Genomic DNA, 24196 nt, shown 5'->3' on the forward strand with positions numbered 1-24196 from the left:
GCAATACTTGTAATGACGTTTGTAATTACAAAAAGGGTTTTAATATGGGTAGCATCAATCTGCGCATCGATGACGAACTCAAAGCACGCTCTTATGCCGCGCTGGAGAGAATGGGCGTTACGCCTTCTGAAGCGCTGCGTCTTATGCTTGAGTATATTGCTGAAAATGAACGTCTGCCTTTTAGACAGACTCTGTTGAGTGACGAAGATGCTGAGCTGGTAGAAATCGTTAAAGAGCGTCTTCGTAACCCTAAGCCAGTGCGTGTGAAGCTGGATGACCTCTAATGACTTATCTCCTGGATTTTGACGAGCGTGCACTAAAGGAATGGCGAAAGCTGGGCTCGACGATACGTGAACAACTCAAAAAGAAGTTAGCGGAAGTGCTTGAGTCGCCCCGAATCGAAGCAAACAGACTTCGCGGAATGCCGGATTGCTACAAAATCAAGCTCAGAGCATCCGGCTATCGACTGGTATATCAGGTCATCGACGAAAAAGTCGTTGTCTTTGTGGTGTCGGTGGGAAGACGAGAGCACTCCGATGTCTATTCGGAAGCGATCAAGCGAATTCTCTAATCGAAGGGAATTAAAACGGACACTGAATCAGTTCAACGCCGTCCGGCGTGACTTTTACCATCGAGCCTTCCGTGTGCCAGGCACCCAGCACCACGCGGTGTGCGGGTTCGCCGTTGGCCGTCAGGGAGTGAACGTCCGGTCGATGGGTATGGCCGTGGATCAGCCACTGCACGCGGTGTTTTTCCATCACGTCGACAACCGCCTGCGGGTTGACGTCCATGATGGTCATGGATTTGCTGCTGTTGGCGGCTTTACTGCCGGCGCGCATTTTGGCGGCGATGCGGTTGCGGATGAACAGCGGCAGGGCGAGGAACAGCGTCTGGATCCACGGTGTGTGGACTTTGGCGCGAAACGCCAGGTAGCCGGTATCGTCGGTGCAGAGTGTGTCGCCGTGCATGATCAAGACTTTGCGTCCGTAGAGATCCAGCACCTTTTCTTCCGGCAGTAATGTCATGCCGCTTTCGCGGGCAAAACCTTTGCCAATCAGAAAATCGCGATTGCCGTGGATGAAGAAGCAGGGGACGCCGGAATCGACCAGCGCTTTGATAGCGGCGGCTATTTCGCGGTGCAGCGGGTTAGGATCGTCGTCGCCAATCCAGGCTTCAAAGAGATCGCCCAGAATGTAGAGCGCGTCGGCAGACAGCGCTTCACCGCGTAAAAAACGCAGAAAACCGGCGGTAATCGCCGGTTCTTCTGTTTGCAGATGGAGGTCTGCAATAAACAGTGTCGCCACCAATTACTCGCTAACGGTCACGCTAGTAATGATCACGTCTTCTTTTGGAACGTCCTGGTGCATACCGCTGCGGCCAGTCGACACGCCTTTGATTTTCTCAACCACGTCCATACCTTCAACCACTTCTGCGAACACGCAGTAGCCCCAGCCCTGCATGCTTTCGCCGGAGAAGTTCAGGAAGTCGTTGTCAGCCACGTTGATGAAGAACTGGGCAGTCGCAGAGTGTGGAGCCTGAGTACGCGCCATTGCCAGGGTACCACGGGTGTTTTTCAGACCGTTGTTGGCTTCGTTTTTGATCGCTTCTTTGGTCTCTTTCTGGTTCATGCCAGGTTCAAAACCGCCGCCCTGAATCATAAAGCCATTGATCACGCGGTGGAAAATGGTGTTGTTGTAGAAACCTTCGCGGCAGTAGTCCAGGAAGTTTTTGACTGTTTCAGGCGCTTTATCATCAAAGGTTTTGATAACGATATCGCCATGATTAGTGTGGAAAGTAACCATTTTTGCATCCTGTTCCGGTATTGTAGAGCGTCGACCCAACTCTGGGTCACAGATAGAGGGCTGTTATAGCATAACCCTTAGACGGGATCATCTTGCATTGTGTGCTGATTCCGGTCTGAATTATGGGTATTATACAGACTTTATTGTCCACACACGTCTACACGGAATCTTCGATGTTAAAAATCTTTAATACTTTGACGCGCCAAAAAGAGGAATTTAAACCTATCCATGCCGGGGAAGTCGGCATGTACGTGTGTGGTATCACTGTTTACGATCTCTGTCATATCGGTCACGGGCGTACGTTTGTCTCTTTCGACGTGGTCTCTCGCTACCTGCGATTCCTGGGCTATACGCTCAAGTACGTGCGTAACATCACCGATATCGATGACAAAATCATCAAACGCGCCAATGAAAATGGCGAAAGCTTTGTGGCGCTGGTGGATCGCATGATCGCCGAAATGCACAAAGATTTTGATGCACTGAACATTCTGCGCCCGGACAGCGAGCCGCGCGCCACGCATCACATCCACGAAATTATCGACATCACCGAGAAGCTGATCGCCCGCGGTCACGCCTATGTGGCGGACAACGGCGATGTGATGTTCTCAGTGCCGACCGATCCAAACTACGGTCAGCTTTCCCGTCAGGATCTGGACCAGTTGCAGGCCGGTGCGCGCGTTGACGTGGTTGACGTGAAGCGTAACCCGATGGACTTCGTGCTGTGGAAAATGTCCAAAGAAGGCGAGCCAAGCTGGCCATCTCCGTGGGGCGAAGGGCGTCCGGGCTGGCACATTGAGTGTTCGGCGATGAACTGCAAACAGCTCGGCAAACACTTCGATATTCACGGCGGCGGTTCGGACCTGATGTTCCCGCACCACGAAAACGAAATCGCCCAGTCCACCTGTGCGCACGGCGGCGAGTACGTCAACTACTGGATGCACTCCGGGATGGTGATGGTCGATCGCGAAAAGATGTCCAAATCTCTGGGCAACTTCTTTACCGTGCGCGACGTGCTGAAATATTACGACGCGGAAACCGTGCGTTACTTCCTGATGTCGGGCCACTACCGCAGCCAGCTGAACTACAGCGAAGAGAACCTGAAACAGGCTCGCTCGGCGCTGGAGCGTCTGTACACCGCGCTGCGCGGCACCGACAAATCCGTTGCACCGGCAGGTGGCGAGGCGTTCGAAGCGCGCTTTATCGAAGTGATGAATGACGACTTCAACACACCGGAAGCCTATTCCGTGCTGTTTGATATGGCGCGTGAAGTGAACCGTCTGAAGACAGAAGATATGGCGGCGGCAAACGCGCTGGCTTCTCATCTGCGTAAACTCTCTGCGGTGCTGGGCCTGCTGGAGCAAGAGCCAGAAGTGTTCCTGCAGAGCAGCGCGCAGGCGGACGATGGTGAAGTGGCGGAGATTGAAGCGTTGATTAAAGCGCGTCTGGAAGCACGCCAGGCGAAAGACTGGGCGGCGGCAGATGCGGCGCGTAATCGCCTGACCGAGATGGGGATCATTCTGGAAGATGGTCCGCAGGGGACGACCTGGCGTCGGAAGTAAGTTTGTGTTGCCCGGCGGCGCGATGCTTGCCGGGCCTACAAATGAGTGCGGTCTGGTGCCCTCACCCCAACCCTCTCCCACGGGGAGAGGGAGAAAATATTAAAAACGGCAACGGATGTTGCCGTTTTGCATTTATCCCGTAGGCCGGGTAAGCGAAGCGCCACCCGGCTTTTTTCTGCACCACACCCCGCCATATTTCCTCAATAAATGTCACCTGTTAAGCGGTCTCATTTTGGATAACTTAACGCCCCAATAAAATGGTTTTGCGCATTTATTCACCCTATAATCGCTCGTCTATTATTCCAACTGGCATGTGACGTTAATTCCTTGACGTGAACCAAAGTGGATATTTAAAGGATAAGCTCGTGATCGTTACTGATAAATTCCGCAAATATGCTGGAAGGCCGCTCTTTTCGTTGATGATTATCTCAACGCTATTGGTAACCGCCGGTTGCCAGCAAAATAAAACAGCGAATAAGAAGACAATGTCAGGCCCGACAACGTCTTACGTCCCGGCACCTGTGCTCACTCCAGCCGCCATGCCAGAGCCGCAGCCAGCCGCGGCGAGCGCAGAAGGCTCGGCATCGACCTGTCAGCGTGAACTGGTCGCATTGTCCAAAATTAGCCCGCGTCTGTATGCGCAGAAAAAATCGATATTTAATGAGTTATTAGCCAGTGCTTCCGTTTATACCGCCGTGCGCGAAGATATTACGGTGCAAACAAAAGATACCATGGACGCGTTTTATAAATTTAAAACGCAGAAAATATGCAGCGATATAGAACAAACGGTTCGACAGGCGTTGATTAGTCGAGTGGAGAATACCAATTGAATATATTCCGATTGAAACCTCTGGTTATCTCGATTCCGGTTTTACTGAGCTGCATCCTGGCTCAGACCTCGCAGGCCGGTGATAACGCCGCGGCGGTGAAATCGCTGGATTCGATTACCTCTCAGTCCAGTGAAATTCCCTCTTTGCTGATGGAAACGCCGGTCAACCTGCCGGATGCGGAAGAGATCGCGCCGTCGAAGCCAAAAGCGGCACCGATGCACAAGAGCGCGGGCTATCGTCTACAAACCTCGCAGGCGCAGACCGACGCACTCAATGCCCAGGTTGCGGCGCTGAAAGCCGAGCAGGAAAAGAAAATCGCGGAGCTGGCGAAGCAGTACGCCTCGTCACAGGATTCCACGACCAAAGCGCAGCAGCAGAAACTCGCCGACAGCGAGAAGCAGTTGGCAGACCTGCAAACGAAGCTGCAAACCACCGCGCAGCAGCTGGAAAGCGCCAACAAGCAGATCGCCGATCTTACCGCGACGCGTCTGGACGAAGGCGAAGAGACCGCCCAGCTTAAGCAGTCCCTGGCGGACAGCCAGAATGAAACGGCTGCGCTGACGACAAAGCTGGCGGCGCTCACCGCCGATCAGAGTGCGAAAGCCACCGAGCTTGCCTCTGTGAAGAAAGCCCTGGCGGACAGCAACGGGAAATCCACCGAGCTGCAGACCAAATGGCAGGAAACGACCGCGAAGCTCGATGCGCAGACCAAACAGATGGCGAGCCTCAAGACCACGCCGGAAACGCCTGCGCCTGTCAGCAAGGAAGACATTCGGGCCTATGCGCTGGGCGCCTTCTGGGGTCATGACGTGCTGAACGCGATGAAAAAGGTCGAGTCCGATGGCTTCAAGGTGTCCCAGCCTCAGGTCGTCAGCGGCGTGACGGATATGATGAGCGGCAAGTTTAAAATTCCGAAAGAGAAGATGCTGGCTGAGCTGCAGGAGATGGATGCCAGCGTGACCGCGAAATCGCAGCAGCCTGCGCCGACGGATGCCGCCAACAGTGATTTCATCACGAAGTACAGCAAAAAGCCGGGCGTCAAAAAGTCGGAGATGGGTTACTACTATCGCATCACCGAGAAAGGTCGCGGCGCGATTAAAAACAGCGATATCGTGGCGATTGCGGTGACCGAAAGCTTGTCGAATGGCAAAGTGATCAAGGACATGAACAAAACGGGTAAAGTGCTGGCGCTGCCGCTGGACAGATTCCCGCCGCTGTTCAAAACCGCGATCAGCATGATGAATAATCAGGGCAAACTGCAGATGGTCGTACCGCCGGAGCTGGCGTACGGTGAAGCGGGGAGTCCGCCGAATATTCCACCGAATGCGACGATGGTGTACGACGTGAAAGTCGTGAGTATCAGCCCCGCTAAGTAATGCTGTAAACCCTAAGCGCCCGACGGATTCGGGCGCTTTTTCATTTCTAGGCCGACTCACGGGCGATCAGCTGCCCGGACAGGGTGATGCGCTGCGTTTGCAGCTCTGGCTCTTTCAGCTTGCGAATCATCAATCCGGCCGCCTGACGGCCCGTCTCTTCGCTCGCCGACGACACATAGGTGAACGACGGCGAGGTGAGATTCACGTGCAGCATATCTTCAAACCCCACCAGCGCGACCTGCTGCGTCAGAAACACGTCTTTCCCGACCGTGCGGCCCACCTGATGAATGCCGGAAATCGAACCGATCATCGCATCCGGCGAATGGCAGAGCAGGGCGGTGATGGTGTTGTTTTTCTCCAGCAGCTGACGGGTGATAAACCCCGCCGCCTGAGTATCATCGCTACAGACCGGAGAGGACTCTTCGCGGTTCACCAGCCCGTACTGGGTCATCGCGCTGCGAAAACCTAACAGGCGCTGCTCGCGGATCAGGCAGCCTTCCCGCCCGCCGATGTAGGCGATATTGCGGTGGCCGCGTTCAATCAAATAGCGGGTGGCGAGATTCGCCGCCTGGCGATTATCGCGCATCACCAGATTGCAGGGATCATTGAGTAAGGACTGAGAAACCACGACCAGCGGCAGCGGGCATTCGCGGATCTGCGACGGAAGACTGGACGTTCGCGTATCGGACGACAAATAAATCACCCCCGCCACGCCCTGCTGTTTAAACGAAAGCAGGCAGCGCTCAAGATGTTCGTGATCGTTAAGCGGCTGCCCGAGGAAGACCATAAAGCCCTGTTTTTCCAGCTCCTGCACGATGCTCGCCATCACTTTGATGGAGAAGCTGTCGCTGAAATCGCGCAGGATCAGGCCGATAAGATTGGAGGTGTTGGCGCGAAGATTGGCGGCAGCGACGTTATGAATGTAGCCGAGCGTATTGATGGCAGCCTGGACTTTCTCAATGGTTGCCTCTGAGATTTTCCCTTTCTGGCGCAACACCAGCGAGACGGTGGAGACCGACACGCCAGCCTGTTTTGCCACATCAATAATGCCGACTTTCTTCAAACTCGCTCCCTGAAATTTCCTGATTATCAGCCGGATAAGACACGTCACCCAGAGTACAGGAGACGTGCCGGTCCGGCATCTTATTATTTACCGATCATGGTGGACATGGTCTGGGCGATAAACTGTGCTCTGGCACCGAAAATCACCTGAATACCGTTGTCGCCGACAAAGACCACGCCGCGCGCGCCGAGTCCGTTGAGTCCGTCTTTATCCACTTCATCACTCTTCGCCACTTCCAGACGCAGACGGGTGATGCATGACCCGACGGAGTCGATGTTCTTCGCGCCACCCAGCAGGCCGATGATTTCGGTCGCGATTTCGGTGTCGGTTTTGTCGTCCGTCGTTGCGGTCACTTCCGTACGCCCCGGCGTTTTGACATCGAAACGACGGATCACGAAGCGGAAGGTGAAGTAGTAAATCAGCGCCATCGGAATACCGATGATCACGGCGTTGAGGAAGTTGGTCTGGTAGCCGTTAAACGACGGCAGGATACCAAAGGAGATGTAGTCAATCAGGCCCGCAGAGAAGGATTTGGCAATGTGGGCGTGCAGCAGATACATCGTCATGTAGGCCAGGCCCGCCATGATGGCGTTAAAGACGTACAGGATTGGCGCGACGAAAATAAAGGTGAACTCAACCGGTTCGGTGATGCCCGTCAGGAAGCAGGTCAGTGCCGCCGAGAACAGAATACCGAAGGCGATTTTTTTGTTCTTGGTGTAGGCTTCGTGGTACATCGCCAGACAGGCCGCAGGGAGTGCGAACAGCATCAGCGGGAACTCGCCCTGCATGAATTTACCGGCGTTCTGGTAAGTGTCGCTGCTGAAGGATTTGGTGCCTTCTTCCAGCATTTTGAACCAGATAGTCTGATCGCCGTGGATCACCTGGCCCGCCTGAGTGGTGTAATCGCCAAACGAGTACCAGAACGACGGATACCAGATGTGGTGCAGGCCGAGCGGGATTAACGCACGTTCTACCAGACCGAAGATAAAGGTCGAGGCCGCCTGATTATCACCGTTAACAATCACCGACAGGGCGTCGATCCCCGCCTGAATGTGCTGCCAGACGTACGGCAACAGCAGGCCGAGAACGAACGACAGGAAAGCGGTGGCGATAGCGACGAAACGCTTGCCAGAGAAGAAGCCGAGGAATTCCGGCAGCTGCATAGTGTGGAAGCGGTTGTAGCACCAGGCCGCGAGAATACCGCAGATCAGGCCGCCGAAAACGCCCATCTGCAGCGTCGGAATGCCGACCACCATGGCGTATTTCCCGCCCTGAGAGGCCATTTCCGGCGTGATGCTCAGGACAGTGCCGATGGTGATGTTGGTGACAAAGACCGAGACCGCTGCCGACAGGGCCGCGATACCGGATTCTGACGCCAGACCCACGGCGGAACCGATGGCGAACAGCATCGGCAGGTTATCAAATATCACCCCGCCGGCGTTCATCATCAGCGGCATGTGGAATTTATCGCCGAAGGCTAACAGCAGGCCCGCAGCAGGAAGCAGTGAGATTGGCAGCATCAACGCGCGACCAATCATCGATAACTTAGACAACGATTTAACAAACCCTGATATCAGACCCATGCTGATTTCCCCCGAGAAGCGCTTTGAGAGGCGCTGTTATTGTAAGTAGAACGTTTTAGTAGAACGTTCTACTTATCGTGAGAGAAGCCAGAATTTCGCGCAACTTAATTTTCACATTTGAGCAAACGAAATAGTGATTCTTTGAAGTTGATCGAGAATTAATCGTTATAGGAGAGGGGGATTATGGGTGCGGTATGGTGTAAATGCCGGGTGGCGGCTGCGCCTTACCCGGCCTACAAAAACAAGTAGGCCCGGTAAGCGCAGCGCCACCGGGCATCAAGCGACTCAGGCGGTAACCGTAATGCTCTGGTTCTGGAAACTTACCGTCTGACCGGCGACAATCTTGCAGCGTTTGCGGGTTTCCACTTTGCCGTCCACTTTTACCAGCCCGTCAGCGATAAAAATCTTCGCCTGCGCGCCGCTTTCGCTCCAGCCTTCCAGTTTGAGCAGATCGCACAGTTCTACGTGCGGGTGTTTACCTAATGAAAATGTTGCCATCTTTTACGCTTCCTCTACGTCGTGATACTCAACGCATGCCTGCAATGTATTCTGAATCAGGGTCGCCACGGTCATCGGACCGACGCCGCCCGGTACGGGGGTAATGTAAGACGCGCGCGCTGCGGCATCTTCATAAACCACATCCCCCACCACTTTGCCGTTTTCCAGACGGTTAATGCCCACGTCCACGACGATCGCGCCTTCTTTGATCCACTCACCCGGAATAAAGCCCGGCTTACCGACGGCCACGATCAGCAGGTCGGCATTCTCGACGTGCTGGCGCAGGTTTTTGGTAAAGCGGTGGGTGACGGTGGTGGTGCAACCGGCCAGCAGCAGCTCCATGCTCATCGGACGGCCAACGATGTTGGACGCGCCAATCACCACGGCGTTCAGGCCATAGGTGTCGATGTTGTAGCGCTCGAGCAGGGTCACAATCCCGCGCGGCGTACAGGGACGCAGACGCGGCGCGCGCTGGCACAGACGACCGACGTTGTACGGATGGAAACCGTCCACGTCTTTGTCCGGCGCGATGCGCTCCAGCACCTTCACGTTGTCGATGCCCGCAGGCAGCGGCAACTGCACCAGAATCCCGTCGATCACCTCGTCGGCGTTCAGGGTATCAATCAGCTCAAGCAGTTCTGCTTCGCTGGTGGTTTCAGGCAGATCGTAGGAACGGGAGACGAAGCCCACCTCTTCACATGCTTTGCGTTTACTGCCGACATAAATTTGCGATGCCGGGTTGCTACCAACCAGCACAACGGCTAACCCTGGAGCGCGTTTTCCGGCCGCTGTACGCGCCTTCACTTTTTCCGCGACCTCAGAGCGCACCTGCTGCGCAATCGTTTTACCGTCAATAATCTTTGCTGCCATCAGAGAGAGGATTCCGTCTGTAACGTTTGAAAGGGGGATTGCCTATATTTTGTCAGAAGCGAGGCCCGCTGTCAGTCACCCATTGAGAGATTTCCACAATCAGGCGCTAAACCCTGTGCTTTGAATGGTCTTTTCCTAAGGCAAATTAGGATGTAGCCTGGATTAATGCCAGTGTTTTGACCTGTTTTAATATTCGTTACCAGGCTACTTTGATGCTTCCAAAATAAACATTCAATTGTGCAATTGATTGTGTTTTTAATTCCCGAATTAACGCGGGAAGGGCTTATTACATTCAAAGGAACAGATATGAAATTTAGCAATATTGCTTCTTCCGTCATCGCATCGCTGGTATTAGTTGCGGGTGCAGCACATGCAGCGGATCCCGTATCCGTAAATGGCGGTACCGTTCACTTTAAAGGTGAATTAGTTAACGCAGCTTGTGCGGTAAATACTGAATCTGCGGATCAGATTGTGACCCTGGGTCAATATCGTACGGCGAAATTCACCAAAGTGGGTGATACCACCTCCAATATTCCGTTCACCATTGAACTGAATGATTGTGACCCGACTGTCGCGGCAACCGCTTCCGTTGCGTTCACCGGCCAGATCGATGCTACCGATAAAACCCTGCTGGCAGTCACCGCAGGCGATAACGACAACACCGCGAAAGGTGTTGGTATCGAAATCCTCGACAGCTCTTCCAGCACCCTGACCCCAGACGGTGCCACCTTCTCCGCAGCGAAAACGCTGATTGAAGGCACTAACACCCTGAACTTTACCGCGCGTTACAAATCCACTGCGGCGACCACTGAACCTGGTCAGGCCAACGCGGACGCTACCTTCGTGATGAAATACGAATAATCCGCGCTTCAGGGATGACCCGGCCTCAGGGAAGAGGCCTGTTTGAAGCATATCGAGGGCTAAGGATGACCAGAAAATGGCTCCTGTTTTTGCTGTCCATCTTCGTAGCGATGCCAGCGCTGGCGCATACGGTGGTGGTAGACGGCGGGCGGGTACAGATGAAAGGCGAGCTGGTTAACGGCGGCTGTGCCGTGGCGCCTGAGAGCCAAAGCCTGCGCGTGGAAATGGGGCAATATCGCACAAACTCCTTTACCAGCGTCGGCAGTTTTTCAACGGTAGCAGTGCCCTTTACCTTACGGCTGGTGGATTGCAGCGTGGACGTGTCGCGCACGGTGGGGATGATGTTTGAGGGCGTCACGCCCGCAGAAGATCCGCAGGTTTTTCTGGCGACCTCCCGGCCCGGCGATAGTCGCGTCAGCAGCGGAATTGGGCTGGCGTTATTTGATTCGCAGCAGCGCCAGATTATCCCTAATGCCACCGCAACCACGATGTTGCCGATAGACACCCCTGATGTGACATTTCATTTCAGCGCTCGCTATCGGGCTATTTCAGAACACCTTGTGCCGGGCAATATTCAGTCGGATGTCTGGTTTACGTTGATTTATCCATAACGTCGTACACACCTGCGAACTTAATAGTAAAGGTATAGTTGTGATGAACACTCTAATAAAACCAGGACTGATTGTTTCGTTTATTTTAATGATGATTTCTCTGCCCGTTCAGGCATCCGGAGGGATTGCCCTGGGGGCCACGCGGGTTATTTATCCGGCGGAGGCTAAACAGACTTCGCTCGCCATTACGAACAGCAATAAACAAGAGCGCTATTTAGTCAACGCGTGGATCGAAAATGACCGCGGCCAAAAAGAAAAAACCTTTGCGGTGACGCCGCCGCTGTTTGTCAGCGAGCCGGACAGCGAAAACACGCTGCGTATTATCTACGCCGGTCCGCAGCTGCCTGCCGATCGCGAATCCCTTTTCTACATGAACGTCAAAGCCATTCCCTCCGTCAACAAAGACAATCTGGAAGGGAAAAACGTGCTGCAGCTGGCGATCCTGTCGCGCATCAAACTCTTTGTGCGACCGAAAAACCTGGCGATGCCGCCCGAAGAGGCGCTGTCCCAGCTCCGTTTTGAGCGGGCGGGAAACCACCTGAAAGTCAGCAACGCCTCGCCCTATTACGTGACGCTGGTGAACCTGTATCTGGGCGGGCAGAAGCTGGAAAATATCATGATTGCGCCGAAGAACTCCGCGCAGCAGACCCTGCCGACGGGGGCCAGCGGTGCGCTGTCCTGGCAGAGCGTGAATGACTACGGCGCTATCACTCCTGCGCGTCGCGTCAGTCTTTGAGCCGAGTCAGAGTGATGAATAATCCACGATGGCGCTTCCGCCCGTGTGCGCTCGCAGTGATGACGGTGCTCTGTCCGGCGATGGTGTGGGCGCAGAGCTATTTCAACCCCGCGTTTTTGTCGGAAGACACGGCAGGCGTGGCGGATTTATCACGCTTTGAGCAGGGGCATCAGCAGGCACCTGGCACCTATCGCGTGGATATCTGGCGTAACGATGAGTTTCTCGGCGCTCAGGATGTCCGCTTTGAGACGGCTGCAGAAGAGACCCCGCCCGTCGCTGGCGGGCTGTCGCCGTGTATCACGCGCGCGATGCTCGACCGCTTTGGCGTCAACATTAGTGCGTTTCCGGACTTGACGAAGGCCACCGGAGAGTCCTGCATTCCGCTGACGACGGCGATCCCCGGCACCGAAATCGCGTTCAACTTTGCCTCCCTGCGCCTTAACGTCAACCTGCCGCAGGTGGCGATGCAGAACAGCGCGCGTGGCTACATTCCGCCAGACCAGTGGGACGAGGGGATCCCGGCCCTGTTGCTCAACTACAGCTTTTCCGGCAACCGGGGCAATGACGATGACAACAGCTACTATCTGAACCTGCAAAGCGGCCTGAACTATGGCCCGTGGCGTCTGCGCAATAACGGCGCGTGGCGTTACTCGCAAAGCAACGGCCAAAGCCAGAACGAGTGGCAGAATATCAGCACCTCCGCGCAGCGCACGGTGATCCCGCTGAAAAGCGAGCTGGTGCTCGGTGACAGCAATACCGGCAACGATGTGTTCGACAGCCTCGGTTTTCGCGGTCTGCGCATGTATTCGTCCGACAGTATGTATCCGGACAGCATGCAGGGCTACGCGCCGACCGTACGCGGGATCGCCCGCACGCCAGCGAAAGTGGTGATTCGCCAGAACGGCTATGTCATCTACCAGAGCTACGTTCAGGCCGGGGCGTTTGCCATCAGCGATCTGAACCCGACCTCGTCGAGCGGTGACCTTGATGTGACCGTGGAAGAGAAAGACGGCAATCCGCAGCACTACACCGTGCCGTACTCCACCGTGCCGCTGTTACAGCGTGAAGGCCGTCTGAAATACGATCTGGTCGCCGGGGATTACCGCAGCGGCAACGACGATCAGGACACGCCGTTCTTCACCCAGGGAACGATGATTGCGGGCCTGGGCAACGGGTACACGCTGTATGGCGGTACCCAGCTCGCTTCGCGCTATACCTCTATCGCGCTCGGTGCGGGGAAAAACCTCGGTGACTGGGGGGCGGTCTCCCTCGATCTCACCCAGGCTCGCAGCCAACTGGCCGATGACAGCCGTCACGAAGGGCAATCCCTGCGTTTCCTGTACGCCAAATCACTCAACGGTTTCGGCACCAACTTCCAGCTCCTTGGCTATCGCTATTCGACGAAAGGGTTTTACACCCTCGATGACGTGGCGTGGAAAACCATGGAGGGCTACCAGTATAGCGACGACAAGAACGACGACGGTACGTCGGACGTGCAGAGCTATCACAACCTGACGTGGAACAAAAAAGGGCGCTTCCAGGTGAACATCTCCCAGTCGCTTGGGGATTACGGTTCGCTCTACGTCTCCGGCAGCGAGCAGACCTACTGGGGAACCAGCGATTCCAGCACCTGGTATCAGCTGGGTTACGCCGGAGGCTGGCAGGGCGTGAGCTATTCCGTCTCCTGGTCGTGGAACCAGGCGGTGGGCATCGGCGGCACCGACAAGCTGGCCTCGTTTAACGTCTCTGTGCCGTTCAGCCTCTTTACCCGCCACGGTTTCCGTCGCGACAGCGCCATCGACCGCGCCTACGCCACGGCCTCCGCCAGTCGCAACAGCGATGGCGATACCAGCTGGCAGACCGGGGTCAGCGGCACCTTGCTGGAAGACCGAAACCTGACCTACAGCGTCAGCCAGGGACACACCAGCACCAACGGGGCAAGCGGGAGCGCCAGCGCTAACTGGCAGGCGACCTACGGCACCTTCGGGGCCGGGTATAACTATTCCCGCGACCAGCATGACCTGAACTGGCAGATGTCCGGCGGCGTGGTGGGCCACGCGGACGGCGTGACGTTCAGCCAGCCGCTGGGCGATACCAACGTGCTGATTAAAGCGCCGGGCGCATCCGGGGTGAACATCGAAAACCAGACCGGGGTGAAAACCGACTGGCGCGGTTATGCCGTGATGCCTTACGCCACGGTCTATCGCTACAACCGCGTGGCGCTGGACACCAATACCATGAACAACAATACCGATATCGAAAACAACGTCAGCAGCGTGGTGCCGACTAACGGGGCGCTGGTTCGCGCGAGCTTTGACACGCGCATTGGCGTGCGTGCCCTGCTGACCCTGATGCGGGGCAATCAGCCGGTGCCATTCGGGGCCGTGGTCCGCGAAACCGAAAGCGGCGTCACCAGCATGGTGGGCGATGACGGGCAGGCCTATCTCAGCGGGTTGCCGCTGCGCGGAGAGTTACTGGTGCAGTGGGGCAATGGCGCGAACGCCCAGTGCCGCGCGTCCTATGACCTGCCAGAAAAGAGCCTGCAACAGGCGATCACGATGAAGGAGATCCGCTGTGATTAAGATGAGATACCTGATGGCGGCGCTGCTGCCCTGGTTTCCTGCCACGCAGGCGCTGGCTACGGTCTGCGCCAACCAAAACGGTGTCCCCACTGATATCTCTTACGATTTAACGAACACCTTTAACAGCTCCAACAACCAGGTCGGGCAGATCGTCACCCTGGCTGAAAAATCACAGTGGGTGGGGGTTAACGCGGTGTGTCCTTCGGGCACCTCGGGCAATACCACCAAACGTAGTTACGTCACCGATTTCCCGATCACCAGCACCATTGACGGCTACAAGTACCTGAAGCTGAATGATTATCTTGATGGGGCGATGAAGATCACCGACAGCTATGCCGGGGTGTTTTATCCGCCGCAAAACTTCATTCAGATGGGCAGCCACCCGAACGTGTCTAAACATCAGCCGTTCCCGGTGAATGACTCGAATCTGGTATTTCGCCTCAAGGTGACACGACGGTTTATCAATATGGTGGTGATCCCGCGTCAGGTGATGTTCCGCGTGTACGTCACCACCACCTCGTCGGACCCGCTCACCACGCCGGTTTACACCATTAGCTACAGCGGCACCATCCAGGTGCCGCAGAGCTGCGCGATTAACGCCGGGAAAGTGGTGGAGTTTGATTTTGGTGATATCGGCGCGTCGCTGTTCAGCCAGGCCGGGGCCGGGAATCGCCCGCAGGGGATCAACCCGAAAACCCAGACCGTTGCCATCAAGTGCACCAACGTGGAAGCGAATGCCTATCTCACGATGCGCGTCGAGGCGGAAAAAGTGTCCGGAAACGCACTGGTTTCCGATAACCCGGATTTAGGGTTTATCGTCGCCACGACCAGCGGCACGCCGCTCACGCCAAACAACCTCGCCAGCAAGATCCCATTCCGCCTGGATAACAATGCCTCGGCGGTGGTCGGCATCAGCGCCTGGCCGGTGAGTATCACCGGGAACAAACCGAGCGAAGGGCGCTTCACTTCCCGCGGCTATCTGCGCGTGGATTACGACTAAGGAGAGGGCGATGAAGAGACGGTTTTTACTCGCCGCAATGGCGCTTGCGGGTATGACATCGGGCAGCGCGCTGGCGGATACCCCGCTCGGGGAGATCAACATTGAGCTGTACGGCAACATTGTGGATTTCACCTGCGTGGCGGAAGGGAGCGACAGCGACAAATCAGTGACGCTGGGCACCTGGCCGACAAAACAGCTGAGTACCACCGGCAGCCGTACGCAGGCGATGCCCTTCACCTTAAAGCTGACGGGATGCCCGCCGGGGGCGGCGTCGATTACTTTTTCGGGAAAGACGGATCCGCAGGACCCGGAGCTGCTGGCGCTCAATGATGCCAGCCAGGCGAGCAATGTGGCGGTGGAGATCCGCGACCGGGATAAAACGCGTCTGCCGCTCCAGCAGGCGAGTCAGGACGTGGTGGTAGACGCGCAGGGTAATGCCGTTCTGGACTTTTATGCGAATTACATTGCCACAGCCAATAATCCACAGCCAGGTCGTGCCGATGCGGATGCGACCTTTATGATTAACTATAATTAAGACTAACTGCACTCCCTGAAACTCGCCTGAGCGGCAGGGAGTGCTTTCAGATTATAACAGCTCGTGGGCTTTGGCATAATCAATAAGCTCAACGATAGTCTGCACACCTAATTTCGAATAGATGTTTGACTTGTGTGCGCTAATTGTTTTGTTGCTAAGCAGTAATTGCTGGGCGATTTCCTTGTTGGATAATCCATTAGCCAGAAAACGTAAGACGGTGACTTCCCGGTTAGATAATGGCATGTCATTTATCGCTCCCCGGTGTGAGCCCTGATGGTTTATAAAACTCAGGGTTTCATAGGGGAAGAAAGAATACCCCGCCAGTAGCATCTCCACCGCGTTATAGATATCTCCCAAATCCTTTCGTTTGCTTACAAATCCATTTGCACCCGCACGCATGGCGCGCCCGGCGTAAAATGATTCTGATTTTGAGGACAAGAACAGGATTTTAATATTCTCGTTTAAGTTTTTGATTCTCTTGAGTAAAGAGAATCCATCCGTGCCCGGTAGTTCGATGTCGAGGATCACCAGATCGATAGGGTGATTGCGGATGTAGTCCAGCGCTTCGTGGCTGTCACCGGATTTGAGTTTAATCTCAATGTTCTTATTTTTCTGGAGCAGAACTTCGATTGACATTCTGACGATCGGGTGCTCGTCAATAATGATAACGGATGCCGGTTTCATTTTTTATGCCTCAGGTTGTGAAAGCGCAATTGAGATCGGTACAAAGGCGCCTGGTATGCCGGAAGGATAATTCTGCAGATCCTTATACGGGGTATTTCCCTGGAAAAAGCGAAAGCATCCTTGTTTACGTTGTGATGAAAATTGATTCGGCCTGTCTGCCAAATTTAAATTTCTTTGATGAGTAAAGGTATTTCTTATTCTCATTGAGAACATGCTTATTATACCGTGTAAGTTTTCTCCGAAAAGCCTGTAAATTAACTGCGGAGTGTTTCTTAATATGATCTTCTGAGGACGGAAAGCGATGATTTTAAATTTGGGCTAAATAACCAGTTATTGCTCTTAACATAGATTATCCTATTTATGTAATTGCAAAAAATAATAGAATCCCCTCAATGTTAATATAATGTTGCTATTTTAAGCGCTTTCAGCGGAAATTCCTGGGCCACAAAGTCGGAAAAAATCTTTCCTCACTGCGTGTGAGACCTTCATTTGAAAGTGCTGTGCACCTTTCAGCAAAAATTCCCTCAGACTGCAGCAGGATCTCCTGCCACCAGGGAGCGCCCGTTTTAGCGAGTCCTTGAATACTCACGTCTTTACATCCTTATCATCTTCTTAACGGATTAAATTAAATCTTAACTTCTGGATGAAAATCCTGGATTACCTGCGTTAGTCAGAGATTTGCATTGAGAGAAAGGCGGGATTAGGAATAGTTGTAATCTTTAACAGAATGTTAAAATGAAACATGTTTTTAATGCTTTGCGTAAGTAATTTCCTAAAGTTCTTTAGGAATTAAGGGGTTAATAAGACGGGGATACGGCGAGGCGATGCAGAAGATGCAGTAATTCCTGACGGTGATGTAATCCCAGTTTACTCAGGATCCGCCCAAGACGATAAACAATGCGGCTATAGGGGCGCTGGTGGAAGAGGGCGATATTTCGTAGCGACTCGCCCTGAGATAAAAATTGCAGGATGGTCCACTCTTCACGCGAAAAATAGACGCTGCGATGGTTAACCGGGGGAAGGGTGGTTGCCAGTGCGTGCTGCAGGGCCTGAGCAGGCAGCTGCCGCTCCAGCACCTCGAAAGGGCCGCTGGTTTTACACATGATTCGGGCGTCGTAGTCATCGGCGCGAACCAGCAGACTGACGGCGGTAAACGGCGGGTACAAGATGATGCGGCGCAGGGCATCGAGCATCTCTAATAGCGGCAGCGTCCGGCTTTCAATGTCGACGACCAGCCTTGCCGACGGCCAGTTCTCCAGCGCGCTGAAGGCTGATTCCAGGGTGTCGTATCCGCAGCAATGTTTCATAGGGGCAGGGCCGCACTGAATTCCCGTCTGCAGGAATTGATCGTGCGTGACGAGGAGCATAAAGGGTGCGTCGGGTCTGCGTGTCTGATTGATGGATTGACTCAGGTATACAAGACGGTCAAAAAAAGGGGCGCGGGAACGGACATCGGAAAAACCCAGCGAATCGCTCCCTTTTCGACGACGCCGGTAGCGGCGTACGGTCATGCGCATTGATTCTCTCTCAGGCTAATCTCTTTTTCTCCTCAGACCAGCCTACAGAGGGCCAGTAATATCCCTGACCGAATTCCGCCCCTGCCTGCAGCGCGTATTCCCGATCCCTTTTTGACTCGATGCCTTCAATCAACACATTGTTCGCCACCTGCGCGCAAAGATTCACCAGCTCAGCCAGCGCGGGCGTTGATCTTTTACGCCAGAACGCCATCTTATCGATCTTGACGCCGCATAACGGCAATTGCCGAGACAAAAATGGGCTGAGGGAGGCGGTGTTCACGTCGTCCAGCCAAATCCGACAGCCTCGATCGGCTAACATCCCCCAGTGTCGTGTCACCCGTTCGCGTAACTCCGCAGGCAGCTGGAAGAACAGACCCGGTTCGACGATTTCAATGTTCTGTCCGGCGTTAAGCAGCGGCAGGATCCGGGCGAAATAATCCGGCTCTATAAATACGGTTATCGGCAGGTTGATAAAAAGATGATTAGCGTAACCTGTGTTTTTGAGAGCCGCGAGCTGCACTTCCAGTAACCTAATGCACTGTTTCACCGACTGATGCTGGAAAAATGTTTCGCTTTGTTCGGGCGAAGCGAGCTGGCTGAGGAGCTCCATACCGACGACGCGGGAAGAGGAGAGGGCCACAATGGGTTCGAGTTTGATGCCGACAATCTCTGGCGAGACGCCTTTTAGCGGAGGAATGCGGCTTTCTGACGGATCAGAAGGAAAACGGGGGGCTGAGGCGGTCACAACACTGTCCTGTTATCTTCCGGCTCCTGGTGCCGGGATACCGCTGACGAGTGTGACGGTGATTGTCTTCTGAAAATAGCAGGCGTTACTTAAAGAGGGTTAAGGCTTTTCGCAGCGCGGGCAAGTGGCAGAAATATGAGAGGAATGGAGAAAAAACAGGCGTATTAATGGGGGATTGAGGCGGCTTAGGTGAGAAGCCAGGCGATCGCGCTAAAAGGCATTGACTCACTTGCCATTGACCGTATAATTCCAGGCGTTTCACACCGCAAGTGCACTTCTCTCAGTGCGCCCTTAGCTCAGTTGGATAGAGCAACGGCCTTCTAAGCCGTAGGTCGTAGGTTCGAATCCTACAGGGCGTACCATTAAGAAACAGTGATTTACGCCAGTTTCAATCCCGCCTGATTTCCCCCTTGTGTCATATCTGTGTCATGGTTGCCAAAAATGGCATCAATTTTCCTCGCGTGTTCCGTTAAATGGTTCGGCGCAAGGTGAGCATATCTACGCACCATTTCGATACTCTCCCAGCCGCCCATTTCCTGCAGAACCGATAAAGGCACTCCAGACTGAATTAACCAGCTTGCCCAGGTGTGTCTCAGATCGTGAAATCTGAAATCCTGAATACCTGCTTTTGCCAGGCCAATCTTCCACGCGCTGTTGTCATCGACACGCATTTTCCTCACTGCTGGCGTCTGAGTTCCATCAGGACGTGTGGCGGCCTTAGTGTGAGCAAATACCCATCGTGAACTCTTCCCTATCTGATCCCTTAACACCCTGCATGCGGTATCATTCAGAGCGACGCCGATAGCCTTGCCCGCTTTTGCGTTCTCTGGATTTACCCATGCAACCTTTCTCTGCATATCGACCTGCTGCCACTCCAGATCAATGATGTTGGAGCGGCGCAGGCCGGTAGCCAGTGCGAATATAACCACTGGCTTAATGCTCTTTGGCATGCACTCGATCAACCGTTCGGCCTCATCCCTGGTCAGCCACCGGATCCGCTTGCTTACCGGCTTCCTGGTTTTGATAGCCGGTGCCGACTTTATCCAGCCCCAGTCATCGGCAGCCGCCTTTAACAACGACCGCATGAATGACAGATGCTGGCTCTTTGTTGCCTGACTTACCGGTTTGTCTGCATATGCCGGAGGCTCCTTCCCGCGGCGAATAGCCGCATCCCTGCGCGACTCCCATATCTGGATATGCTTACGATTCACCATTTTCGAAACAGCGTCATGAACCTGCTCAGCCGTGATGGTCGAAACATCCCGACCGGTAAAGTGCCGCAGGAAATACTCAATCTTTGTTCTGTCGTCATCCAGCGATCGCTTATGGTCCTTTTCGCGAATCCACCGGATGCAACACTCCTCAAACGTCCTTGTCGGCAACTCTCCAATCTTATCTACCCGCCACGCTTCCGACTTCAGCCGGTCGTGCAATTCCTGTGCTTGTTTCTTGTCCCCCGTGCCAAGAGACCTTCTAATTCTTTGCCCTGACGGCGTAACGAAATGACAGTGCCATACTCCGCCTCTGAGGGTGATTGACATAAATTCTCTCCTTTATGCTCACCCGCGCTCGCGACAACAGGATCGCGCGGGTCATTTAAATACGCAATACAGGCTGCATCGGTAGTCCGATATTTGTTGCCCACCTTTTTACCGGCAAGTTCGCCAGAGTCGATAAGCCGGTATATGGTTCTGGGTGAGACGATCAGGAGTTCCGCCGCCTGTTGCGCGGTGATTGGCTTTGCTGAAACCATTGGTTATCTCCAGGCAATAAAAAACCGCCCTCAGGCGGCTAGTCGATGCGGATGATTATTGAAGTGATTTCATCATTCGAACGATAGCGGGGCGGACAGCCTCTTTAATCTCCTCTATCGTGAATTCATGAAAGTGGATTCTCATTTGAGACCATACGCCTGTGGAGTTCCTTTCATTTCTGCATATCCTGACTAGCGCCATCTGCATCTCTGCCGCTGTATCTTCATCGACGCTCATACCTTCTCCTAATCCATTCTCTTATACAGTTGCGGGCCGTCTACAGTGGCAGCCCGTAGTTCGTTTTCGTTGTGCACCTGGTAGCTTCCTGAATCCCATCGGCACCAGTATTTCGGATGCTCGCTATCTGGTTCGATCTGGCTCTCAACGTATCCATGTATTCCGCCGTTCTTAAGCTGGACTAACGCGCCCACAGCATACTTAGCCATTGCACACCTGCCGGTTCTTGTAGAAATGAGATAAAGGCCGCCAGAGCATTGAGAGCAATGACGGTCCAGATGATGGGATTCGATTGCATGATTAACTCCCAAAAAATGCCCGGCACTTGTCCGGGCTAAATAGGGATTTCGAGGCGGCGCTTTCGCACCCAATAGCCAGCTCACTGGGACCGGCTATAAGTTGCGTCATAACCGGTTGCGTATTTTCTCCAGATAATCAAGGTCAGGGGTGGGTTCATTACATACGTCAGACTCTTCTAAAGCGTCGCTGAAAGCCGCCGCTACAATCTTCCCACCCATAAACTCCATTCCTGCGTTGACTGGCGGCTCTTTACCGTCCTCGAACTCAAATACGAATGTCATCTTCCCCATAATCTCTCCTCATGCCACGCGCTGCATTGCACGTAGCGATTTAATATGTGCTGCCGTTTCGATGTCGTCCCATATCTGCTTTAACTCCGCACCATCGACATACTCAAAATCATGCTGAAACCGCATCATGCTGGCTATGCAGTTATGACCGTTTCGCTGATAGTGGACTGTGTCGGATTTGGTGCGGAGGATTTTGCAGAGGGATCCGTTGGTATCTACGTAGAATGAGTTAGGCTGGATTATCCTGAACATTGGATTCACCTTTAACGAATATCACCCAATGGGTTTTGTCTGACTTGCCCGTTCTCTGTCCGATGATTGGTTTCTCATCAGTAAGAGCCAGAATTTGGCTGACTGGTATCTGCGTTTCGTTCCATTTGAAGATGAGAACGCCGTGTGGCCACAACACCCTGAATGCTTCAGCAAAGCCGGCACGCAAATCTTCTCGCCATGTTTCTTTGTTGAGTCGCCCGTACTTTTTACCCATCCATGCGTTATCGCCGACGCGCTCGAGATGCGGCGGATCGAATACGACGACAGGGAAAGTGTTATCGGCAAAGGGAAGGGCGCGAAAATCTGCAATAAGGTCCGGACTGATAACCAACTGTCGACCATCACAAAGTGTGTGCTCCTCGGCGCGTATATCACTGCACGGGCTTCACTTCCGTCGACTTCCTCCCTCCGACGCAGTTTGATAATCTCACCCTTAACGAAAGCTAGGTTGGCGTCATTGTCATCATCAACTGTACTTTGCAGTTGCGGATCGAAGTAGCCTATCAGGTACTCGTTGCTGACTCGCTTAATGAAATCCTGAACGGAGTCGCCGCCCATCGCAAACCATGCTCCTGTCCACGCTTTTCCGTGGCAGGTGATTGTTATTCTTCCCTTTCCTGGTTCGTAGTTTTCAATCATTACCCTTACAGGATCTAATCGTTCTACCTCTGTCAGAGTGAAAGCTAGGACATCCATTTTCTGAATTTTCATAACCCGACCGCCTTACCCATCCTTTCGCTGAGCAGTTGAATGTGGTCGCGTAATTCCGTGAGTGTTTGCGCTTCGGATTCGAGAATCTCTTTGTGCATAAGTTCGCGCACCAGTTGCTCAAACTTGCTGAAGTATCCAACACGAGAAAGAACTTCCTGACCGGCTGCTTTACCTTCCTTGCCAATCTTCTTCTCGCTCAGGATGAGGTCGAATGCCGACCCGGTGACGACGTATTTTTCGCCAAGTTCAATGCGTAATTTTTCGCTCATAATCAGTGCTCCCGAAATTGCCCATTGATGCGCCCAATGGTGTAGACGAACAATAAAAAAGGGACACCAAGTCCCTTTATCTTCTCGAAGTGCTTAGCCAGTAACGGTCGACTTACGGCGTCAAACTTCGGCTTTGGCTTCTGCGCCATGGCTGCCTTTAGTTCTTCATTGCATCGCCGGGCAGTCGCACGTAATGCGTTGTTTTGCTCTTCGGTCATACCTACCCCTTAGCGTTCATCTCTTCTGCAATGCGCTGGGCCTTGAGAGGGTTTCTGATAACAGAGAGACCGGGATATACCCAGCCTCTTTGGATGACGGAATAGACAAGAGTTATCCGTCCGACACGGATTTTGTCGTGTACGTGTTTCATCGCCATTGCTCCGGGTGATTACGATTCCAGGATTCGAATCTTTGTTTCAGCTACCAGCTTGATGAAGTCAGACCGACGCGCTCTCAGGCGCTCAATTTCATCGGCACATTCATTAGTGTTGAGGCGGTAAACAATCAACTGCCTTCCGTCCGGGAAGTCTGAGCAGTAACTGATGAAGTCTACCCAGTCGCGCCCGGAGCAATCCAGATGGCCTATGAGCTGCCATTTATACGCAGGGTCGAACGAGCCGCGTGTGAGGGTAGAGTAGTGAGTTGCTGCAATGACCGATTTGATTTCGATTACGCCGTCATTGCCTACCAGGCCGTCCGGGCTATCACCATACGTTTCATGGTCAAAGAATCCTCCGTTATCCACATCGACGAAGTTCATTTCCTCGTATAGCATCCTTGCTATAGGCTCCTGCTCGTGTCCGCGCTCCATGTGCTCATTGGAGAAGCTGAATTCAGATTTGCATCCCTTAATCTGCTCAAGCGCAAGTTGAAGTGCGTAGCGCTTTGCCGGGTCGCCAAACGCTTTACCATCATTAGCCATGATGATTCCGTAGTTCGACGCTGTGGCCTTCCCTAGCCTCAGCGCATCCCACTCCTCGCCATTCTGCTCAACGTCATGCCAAATCATTGTGAGCACTCCTGAATAAGCTGCTGCCTGTGGGCTTCAGAGATATCCATTCTCGACATCACGGCATCCAGACTGCCGTCACGCTTAAACGCTGCCTTGGCGTTATTCCATGCCTGAGTTTTGTCTGGCGTCAAAGACGGCTTCGTTACCCGCGCCGGGCTAATCCGGAGTCCCTCCACCGACTCCTTGCCAAAGCGAACGTTTTTATCCACGAACACCGTAACTTTTACGCCTACCCAATCCTCAAGGAATGGCGAACCGGTAATGCCCTTCAGCATCTTGCTGTTGGTCGCGTTGAGAATCATCGGCTTCAGCTTTTCGCCAGGCCGCAACTCACGCTCTTCGAAATACGCCGTGTTGAAAACGTCTTTTGATTTTTTGGTCTTATCATTTTCGAGCACGGCGCGGGAGATAGTCAGAACAGTTGGCTCAACAATGTCGGCGCTGCTCAGGTAAGGGGAGTCGAATGCTTTTCGGTAATGAGTTTTTGAGTTAGTCATA

General features: G+C 53.7%; 30 protein-coding genes, 1 tRNA gene and 1 pseudogene. 12 read left to right on the forward strand and 20 right to left on the reverse strand.

Annotated elements, in window-relative coordinates; translation table 11 throughout:
* The first annotated feature begins 44 nt into the window (after positions 1 to 44).
* Entirely contained in the window at positions 45 to 284 is a 240-nt protein-coding gene (locus U9O48_RS05715; RefSeq protein WP_324723775.1) for a type II toxin-antitoxin system RelB/DinJ family antitoxin, read from the forward strand.
* Positions 284 to 571 (forward strand): type II toxin-antitoxin system RelE/ParE family toxin, encoded by a 288-nt coding sequence (locus U9O48_RS05720; RefSeq protein WP_324723777.1) that lies wholly within the window; start codon positions 284 to 286, stop codon positions 569 to 571. Before U9O48_RS05715 ends, U9O48_RS05720 begins: the two co-directional genes overlap by 1 nt.
* A gap of 10 nt (positions 572 to 581) precedes the next feature.
* Here the strand turns inward: U9O48_RS05720 and lpxH are convergent, their stop codons facing one another.
* Positions 582 to 1304, reverse strand: a complete 723-nt coding sequence (gene lpxH / locus U9O48_RS05725; RefSeq protein WP_324723778.1) for a UDP-2,3-diacylglucosamine diphosphatase — start codon at positions 1302 to 1304, stop codon at positions 582 to 584.
* Between the two features lie 3 nt (positions 1305 to 1307).
* Positions 1308 to 1802, reverse strand: coding sequence for a peptidylprolyl isomerase B (gene ppiB, locus U9O48_RS05730; protein ID WP_095281072.1), 495 nt, complete (start codon positions 1800 to 1802; stop codon positions 1308 to 1310).
* A 173-nt stretch (positions 1803 to 1975) separates the two neighbouring features.
* Here ppiB and cysS point away from each other — a divergent pair, with 173 nt between their 5' ends.
* From cysS to U9O48_RS05745, 3 genes are all read left to right on the forward strand, one after another.
* Positions 1976 to 3361 (forward strand): cysteine--tRNA ligase, encoded by a 1386-nt coding sequence (gene cysS / locus U9O48_RS05735; RefSeq protein ID WP_285158256.1) that lies wholly within the window; start codon positions 1976 to 1978, stop codon positions 3359 to 3361.
* A gap of 365 nt (positions 3362 to 3726) precedes the next feature.
* The gene (locus U9O48_RS05740; protein WP_282492543.1) at positions 3727 to 4191 is read left to right on the forward strand and encodes a hypothetical protein; all 465 of its coding nucleotides are present in this window, start codon (positions 3727 to 3729) and stop codon (positions 4189 to 4191) included.
* Positions 4188 to 5567 carry an FKBP-type peptidyl-prolyl cis-trans isomerase gene (locus tag U9O48_RS05745; protein ID WP_324723779.1) on the forward strand — a complete coding sequence of 460 codons (1380 nt, stop codon included), beginning with the start codon at positions 4188 to 4190 and terminating at the stop codon, positions 5565 to 5567. The genes U9O48_RS05740 and U9O48_RS05745 overlap by 4 nt, the downstream gene beginning before the upstream one ends.
* Positions 5568 to 5613: 46 nt before the next feature.
* Here the strand turns inward: U9O48_RS05745 and malI are convergent, their stop codons facing one another.
* The 4 genes from malI to folD all read right to left on the reverse strand — a co-directional run bounded on the left by malI (position 5614) and on the right by folD (position 9581).
* On the reverse strand, positions 5614 to 6630 hold the full coding sequence (gene malI / locus U9O48_RS05750) for a Mal regulon transcriptional regulator MalI (RefSeq protein WP_324723780.1): 1017 nt from the start codon (positions 6628 to 6630) through the stop codon (positions 5614 to 5616).
* 83 nt (positions 6631 to 6713) lie between these two features.
* A complete protein-coding gene (locus tag U9O48_RS05755; protein WP_324723781.1) occupies positions 6714 to 8213 on the reverse strand; it encodes a PTS transporter subunit EIIC in 1500 nt (499 codons plus the stop codon).
* A gap of 285 nt (positions 8214 to 8498) precedes the next feature.
* Entirely contained in the window at positions 8499 to 8711 is a 213-nt protein-coding gene (gene ybcJ, locus U9O48_RS05760; protein WP_324723782.1) for a ribosome-associated protein YbcJ, read from the reverse strand.
* A gap of 3 nt (positions 8712 to 8714) precedes the next feature.
* A complete protein-coding gene (gene folD / locus U9O48_RS05765; protein ID WP_282492538.1) occupies positions 8715 to 9581 on the reverse strand; it encodes a bifunctional methylenetetrahydrofolate dehydrogenase/methenyltetrahydrofolate cyclohydrolase FolD in 867 nt (288 codons plus the stop codon).
* A gap of 306 nt (positions 9582 to 9887) precedes the next feature.
* On the opposite strand from folD, the gene fimA reads away from it, so the two are divergent.
* The 6 genes from fimA (at position 9888) to sfmF (ending at position 15906) form a co-directional block, all read left to right on the forward strand.
* Positions 9888 to 10442: a type 1 fimbrial major subunit FimA gene (gene fimA, locus U9O48_RS05770; protein ID WP_282492537.1), complete on the forward strand. Its 555-nt coding sequence runs from the start codon at positions 9888 to 9890 to the stop codon at positions 10440 to 10442.
* Positions 10443 to 10507: 65 nt separating this feature from the next.
* Positions 10508 to 11053 carry a type 1 fimbrial protein subunit FimI gene (fimI, locus tag U9O48_RS05775; RefSeq protein WP_324723784.1) on the forward strand — a complete coding sequence of 182 codons (546 nt, stop codon included), beginning with the start codon at positions 10508 to 10510 and terminating at the stop codon, positions 11051 to 11053.
* 43 nt (positions 11054 to 11096) lie between these two features.
* The gene (fimC, locus tag U9O48_RS05780; RefSeq protein WP_282492535.1) at positions 11097 to 11789 is read left to right on the forward strand and encodes a type 1 fimbria chaperone FimC; all 693 of its coding nucleotides are present in this window, start codon (positions 11097 to 11099) and stop codon (positions 11787 to 11789) included.
* Positions 11790 to 11803: 14 nt separating this feature from the next.
* On the forward strand, positions 11804 to 14371 hold the full coding sequence (locus U9O48_RS05785; protein WP_324723785.1) for a fimbrial biogenesis usher protein: 2568 nt from the start codon (positions 11804 to 11806) through the stop codon (positions 14369 to 14371).
* 1 nt (position 14372) lies between these two features.
* On the forward strand, positions 14373 to 15371 hold the full coding sequence (gene fimH / locus U9O48_RS05790) for a type 1 fimbria D-mannose specific adhesin FimH (protein WP_390888239.1): 999 nt from the start codon (positions 14373 to 14375) through the stop codon (positions 15369 to 15371).
* A 10-nt stretch (positions 15372 to 15381) separates the two neighbouring features.
* Entirely contained in the window at positions 15382 to 15906 is a 525-nt protein-coding gene (gene sfmF, locus U9O48_RS05795) for a fimbria assembly protein (protein WP_416382172.1), read from the forward strand.
* A 51-nt stretch (positions 15907 to 15957) separates the two neighbouring features.
* Here sfmF and fimZ read toward each other — a convergent pair whose 3' ends face one another.
* The 3 genes from fimZ to U9O48_RS05810 all read right to left on the reverse strand — a co-directional run bounded on the left by fimZ (position 15958) and on the right by U9O48_RS05810 (position 18852).
* Positions 15958 to 16590, reverse strand: coding sequence for a fimbria biosynthesis transcriptional regulator FimZ (fimZ, locus tag U9O48_RS05800; RefSeq protein WP_324723787.1), 633 nt, complete (start codon positions 16588 to 16590; stop codon positions 15958 to 15960).
* Positions 16591 to 17387: 797 nt separating this feature from the next.
* The gene (locus U9O48_RS05805; protein WP_324723788.1) at positions 17388 to 17897 is read right to left on the reverse strand and encodes a DNA-binding response regulator; all 510 of its coding nucleotides are present in this window, start codon (positions 17895 to 17897) and stop codon (positions 17388 to 17390) included.
* 220 nt (positions 17898 to 18117) lie between these two features.
* Entirely contained in the window at positions 18118 to 18852 is a 735-nt protein-coding gene (locus tag U9O48_RS05810) for an EAL domain-containing protein (RefSeq protein ID WP_324723789.1), read from the reverse strand.
* A 285-nt stretch (positions 18853 to 19137) separates the two neighbouring features.
* Here U9O48_RS05810 and U9O48_RS05815 point away from each other — a divergent pair.
* Positions 19138 to 19214, forward strand: a tRNA-Arg gene (locus tag U9O48_RS05815).
* Between the two features lie 15 nt (positions 19215 to 19229).
* Here U9O48_RS05815 and U9O48_RS05820 read toward each other — a convergent pair.
* From U9O48_RS05820 to U9O48_RS05875, 11 genes and pseudogenes are all read right to left on the reverse strand, one after another.
* The gene (locus tag U9O48_RS05820) at positions 19230 to 20387 is read right to left on the reverse strand and encodes a site-specific integrase (RefSeq protein WP_324724381.1); all 1158 of its coding nucleotides are present in this window, start codon (positions 20385 to 20387) and stop codon (positions 19230 to 19232) included.
* Positions 20270 to 20605 carry a helix-turn-helix domain-containing protein gene (locus tag U9O48_RS05825; protein ID WP_324723791.1) on the reverse strand — a complete coding sequence of 112 codons (336 nt, stop codon included), beginning with the start codon at positions 20603 to 20605 and terminating at the stop codon, positions 20270 to 20272. The genes U9O48_RS05820 and U9O48_RS05825 overlap by 118 nt, the downstream gene beginning before the upstream one ends.
* 642 nt (positions 20606 to 21247) lie before the next feature.
* Positions 21248 to 21433, reverse strand: a complete 186-nt coding sequence (locus U9O48_RS05830; RefSeq protein ID WP_324723792.1) for a hypothetical protein — start codon at positions 21431 to 21433, stop codon at positions 21248 to 21250.
* A 9-nt stretch (positions 21434 to 21442) separates the two neighbouring features.
* Positions 21443 to 21685, reverse strand: coding sequence for a DUF4222 domain-containing protein (locus U9O48_RS05835; RefSeq protein WP_282493757.1), 243 nt, complete (start codon positions 21683 to 21685; stop codon positions 21443 to 21445).
* A complete protein-coding gene (locus tag U9O48_RS05840; protein ID WP_324724382.1) occupies positions 21663 to 22076 on the reverse strand; it encodes an SAM-dependent methyltransferase in 414 nt (137 codons plus the stop codon). The genes U9O48_RS05835 and U9O48_RS05840 overlap by 23 nt, the downstream gene beginning before the upstream one ends.
* A gap of 337 nt (positions 22077 to 22413) precedes the next feature.
* The gene (locus tag U9O48_RS05850; protein ID WP_324723793.1) at positions 22414 to 22686 is read right to left on the reverse strand and encodes a DUF5405 family protein; all 273 of its coding nucleotides are present in this window, start codon (positions 22684 to 22686) and stop codon (positions 22414 to 22416) included.
* A 2-nt stretch (positions 22687 to 22688) separates the two neighbouring features.
* A complete protein-coding gene (locus tag U9O48_RS05855; protein WP_324723794.1) occupies positions 22689 to 22904 on the reverse strand; it encodes a hypothetical protein in 216 nt (71 codons plus the stop codon).
* A gap of 2 nt (positions 22905 to 22906) precedes the next feature.
* A complete protein-coding gene (locus U9O48_RS05860; protein WP_285158243.1) occupies positions 22907 to 23056 on the reverse strand; it encodes a DUF1317 family protein in 150 nt (49 codons plus the stop codon).
* An 18-nt stretch (positions 23057 to 23074) separates the two neighbouring features.
* Positions 23075 to 23695 (reverse strand): YqaJ viral recombinase family protein, encoded by a 621-nt coding sequence (locus U9O48_RS05865; RefSeq protein ID WP_324723795.1) that lies wholly within the window; start codon positions 23693 to 23695, stop codon positions 23075 to 23077.
* Complete coding sequence (locus U9O48_RS05870) at positions 23692 to 24000, reverse strand: hypothetical protein (protein ID WP_251844018.1); 309 nt, start codon at positions 23998 to 24000, stop codon at positions 23692 to 23694. The genes U9O48_RS05865 and U9O48_RS05870 overlap by 4 nt, the downstream gene beginning before the upstream one ends.
* Before the next feature lie 5 nt (positions 24001 to 24005).
* A pseudogene (locus U9O48_RS05875) lies at positions 24006 to 24195 on the reverse strand (hypothetical protein).
* Position 24196 lies beyond the last annotated feature (1 nt).

The sequence above is a fragment of the Lelliottia sp. JS-SCA-14 genome (genome assembly GCF_035593345.1).
GTDB classification, from domain to species: domain Bacteria; phylum Pseudomonadota; class Gammaproteobacteria; order Enterobacterales; family Enterobacteriaceae; genus Enterobacter; species Enterobacter wanjuensis.

Coding starts and splice junctions, on each gene's coding strand:
- U9O48_RS05715 (WP_324723775.1), top strand. CDS start 45: ATGGGTAGCATCAATCTGCGCATCGATGACGAACTCAAAGCACGCTCT.
- U9O48_RS05720 (WP_324723777.1), top strand. CDS start 284: ATGACTTATCTCCTGGATTTTGACGAGCGTGCACTAAAGGAATGGCGA.
- ppiB (WP_095281072.1), bottom strand. CDS start 1,802: ATGGTTACTTTCCACACTAATCATGGCGATATCGTTATCAAAACCTTT.
- cysS (WP_285158256.1), top strand. CDS start 1,976: ATGTTAAAAATCTTTAATACTTTGACGCGCCAAAAAGAGGAATTTAAA.
- U9O48_RS05755 (WP_324723781.1), bottom strand. CDS start 8,213: ATGGGTCTGATATCAGGGTTTGTTAAATCGTTGTCTAAGTTATCGATG.
- ybcJ (WP_324723782.1), bottom strand. CDS start 8,711: ATGGCAACATTTTCATTAGGTAAACACCCGCACGTAGAACTGTGCGAT.
- folD (WP_282492538.1), bottom strand. CDS start 9,581: ATGGCAGCAAAGATTATTGACGGTAAAACGATTGCGCAGCAGGTGCGC.
- fimA (WP_282492537.1), top strand. CDS start 9,888: ATGAAATTTAGCAATATTGCTTCTTCCGTCATCGCATCGCTGGTATTA.
- fimI (WP_324723784.1), top strand. CDS start 10,508: ATGACCAGAAAATGGCTCCTGTTTTTGCTGTCCATCTTCGTAGCGATG.
- fimC (WP_282492535.1), top strand. CDS start 11,097: ATGAACACTCTAATAAAACCAGGACTGATTGTTTCGTTTATTTTAATG.
- U9O48_RS05785 (WP_324723785.1), top strand. CDS start 11,804: ATGAATAATCCACGATGGCGCTTCCGCCCGTGTGCGCTCGCAGTGATG.
- fimH (WP_390888239.1), top strand. CDS start 14,373: ATGAGATACCTGATGGCGGCGCTGCTGCCCTGGTTTCCTGCCACGCAG.
- sfmF (WP_416382172.1), top strand. CDS start 15,382: ATGAAGAGACGGTTTTTACTCGCCGCAATGGCGCTTGCGGGTATGACA.
- fimZ (WP_324723787.1), bottom strand. CDS start 16,590: ATGAAACCGGCATCCGTTATCATTATTGACGAGCACCCGATCGTCAGA.
- U9O48_RS05805 (WP_324723788.1), bottom strand. CDS start 17,897: ATGAAACATTGCTGCGGATACGACACCCTGGAATCAGCCTTCAGCGCG.
- U9O48_RS05825 (WP_324723791.1), bottom strand. CDS start 20,605: ATGGTTTCAGCAAAGCCAATCACCGCGCAACAGGCGGCGGAACTCCTG.
- U9O48_RS05830 (WP_324723792.1), bottom strand. CDS start 21,433: ATGGGGAAGATGACATTCGTATTTGAGTTCGAGGACGGTAAAGAGCCG.
- U9O48_RS05835 (WP_282493757.1), bottom strand. CDS start 21,685: ATGTTCAGGATAATCCAGCCTAACTCATTCTACGTAGATACCAACGGA.
- U9O48_RS05850 (WP_324723793.1), bottom strand. CDS start 22,686: ATGAGCGAAAAATTACGCATTGAACTTGGCGAAAAATACGTCGTCACC.
- U9O48_RS05855 (WP_324723794.1), bottom strand. CDS start 22,904: ATGACCGAAGAGCAAAACAACGCATTACGTGCGACTGCCCGGCGATGC.
- U9O48_RS05860 (WP_285158243.1), bottom strand. CDS start 23,056: ATGAAACACGTACACGACAAAATCCGTGTCGGACGGATAACTCTTGTC.
- U9O48_RS05865 (WP_324723795.1), bottom strand. CDS start 23,695: ATGATTTGGCATGACGTTGAGCAGAATGGCGAGGAGTGGGATGCGCTG.
- U9O48_RS05870 (WP_251844018.1), bottom strand. CDS start 24,000: ATGATTCTCAACGCGACCAACAGCAAGATGCTGAAGGGCATTACCGGT.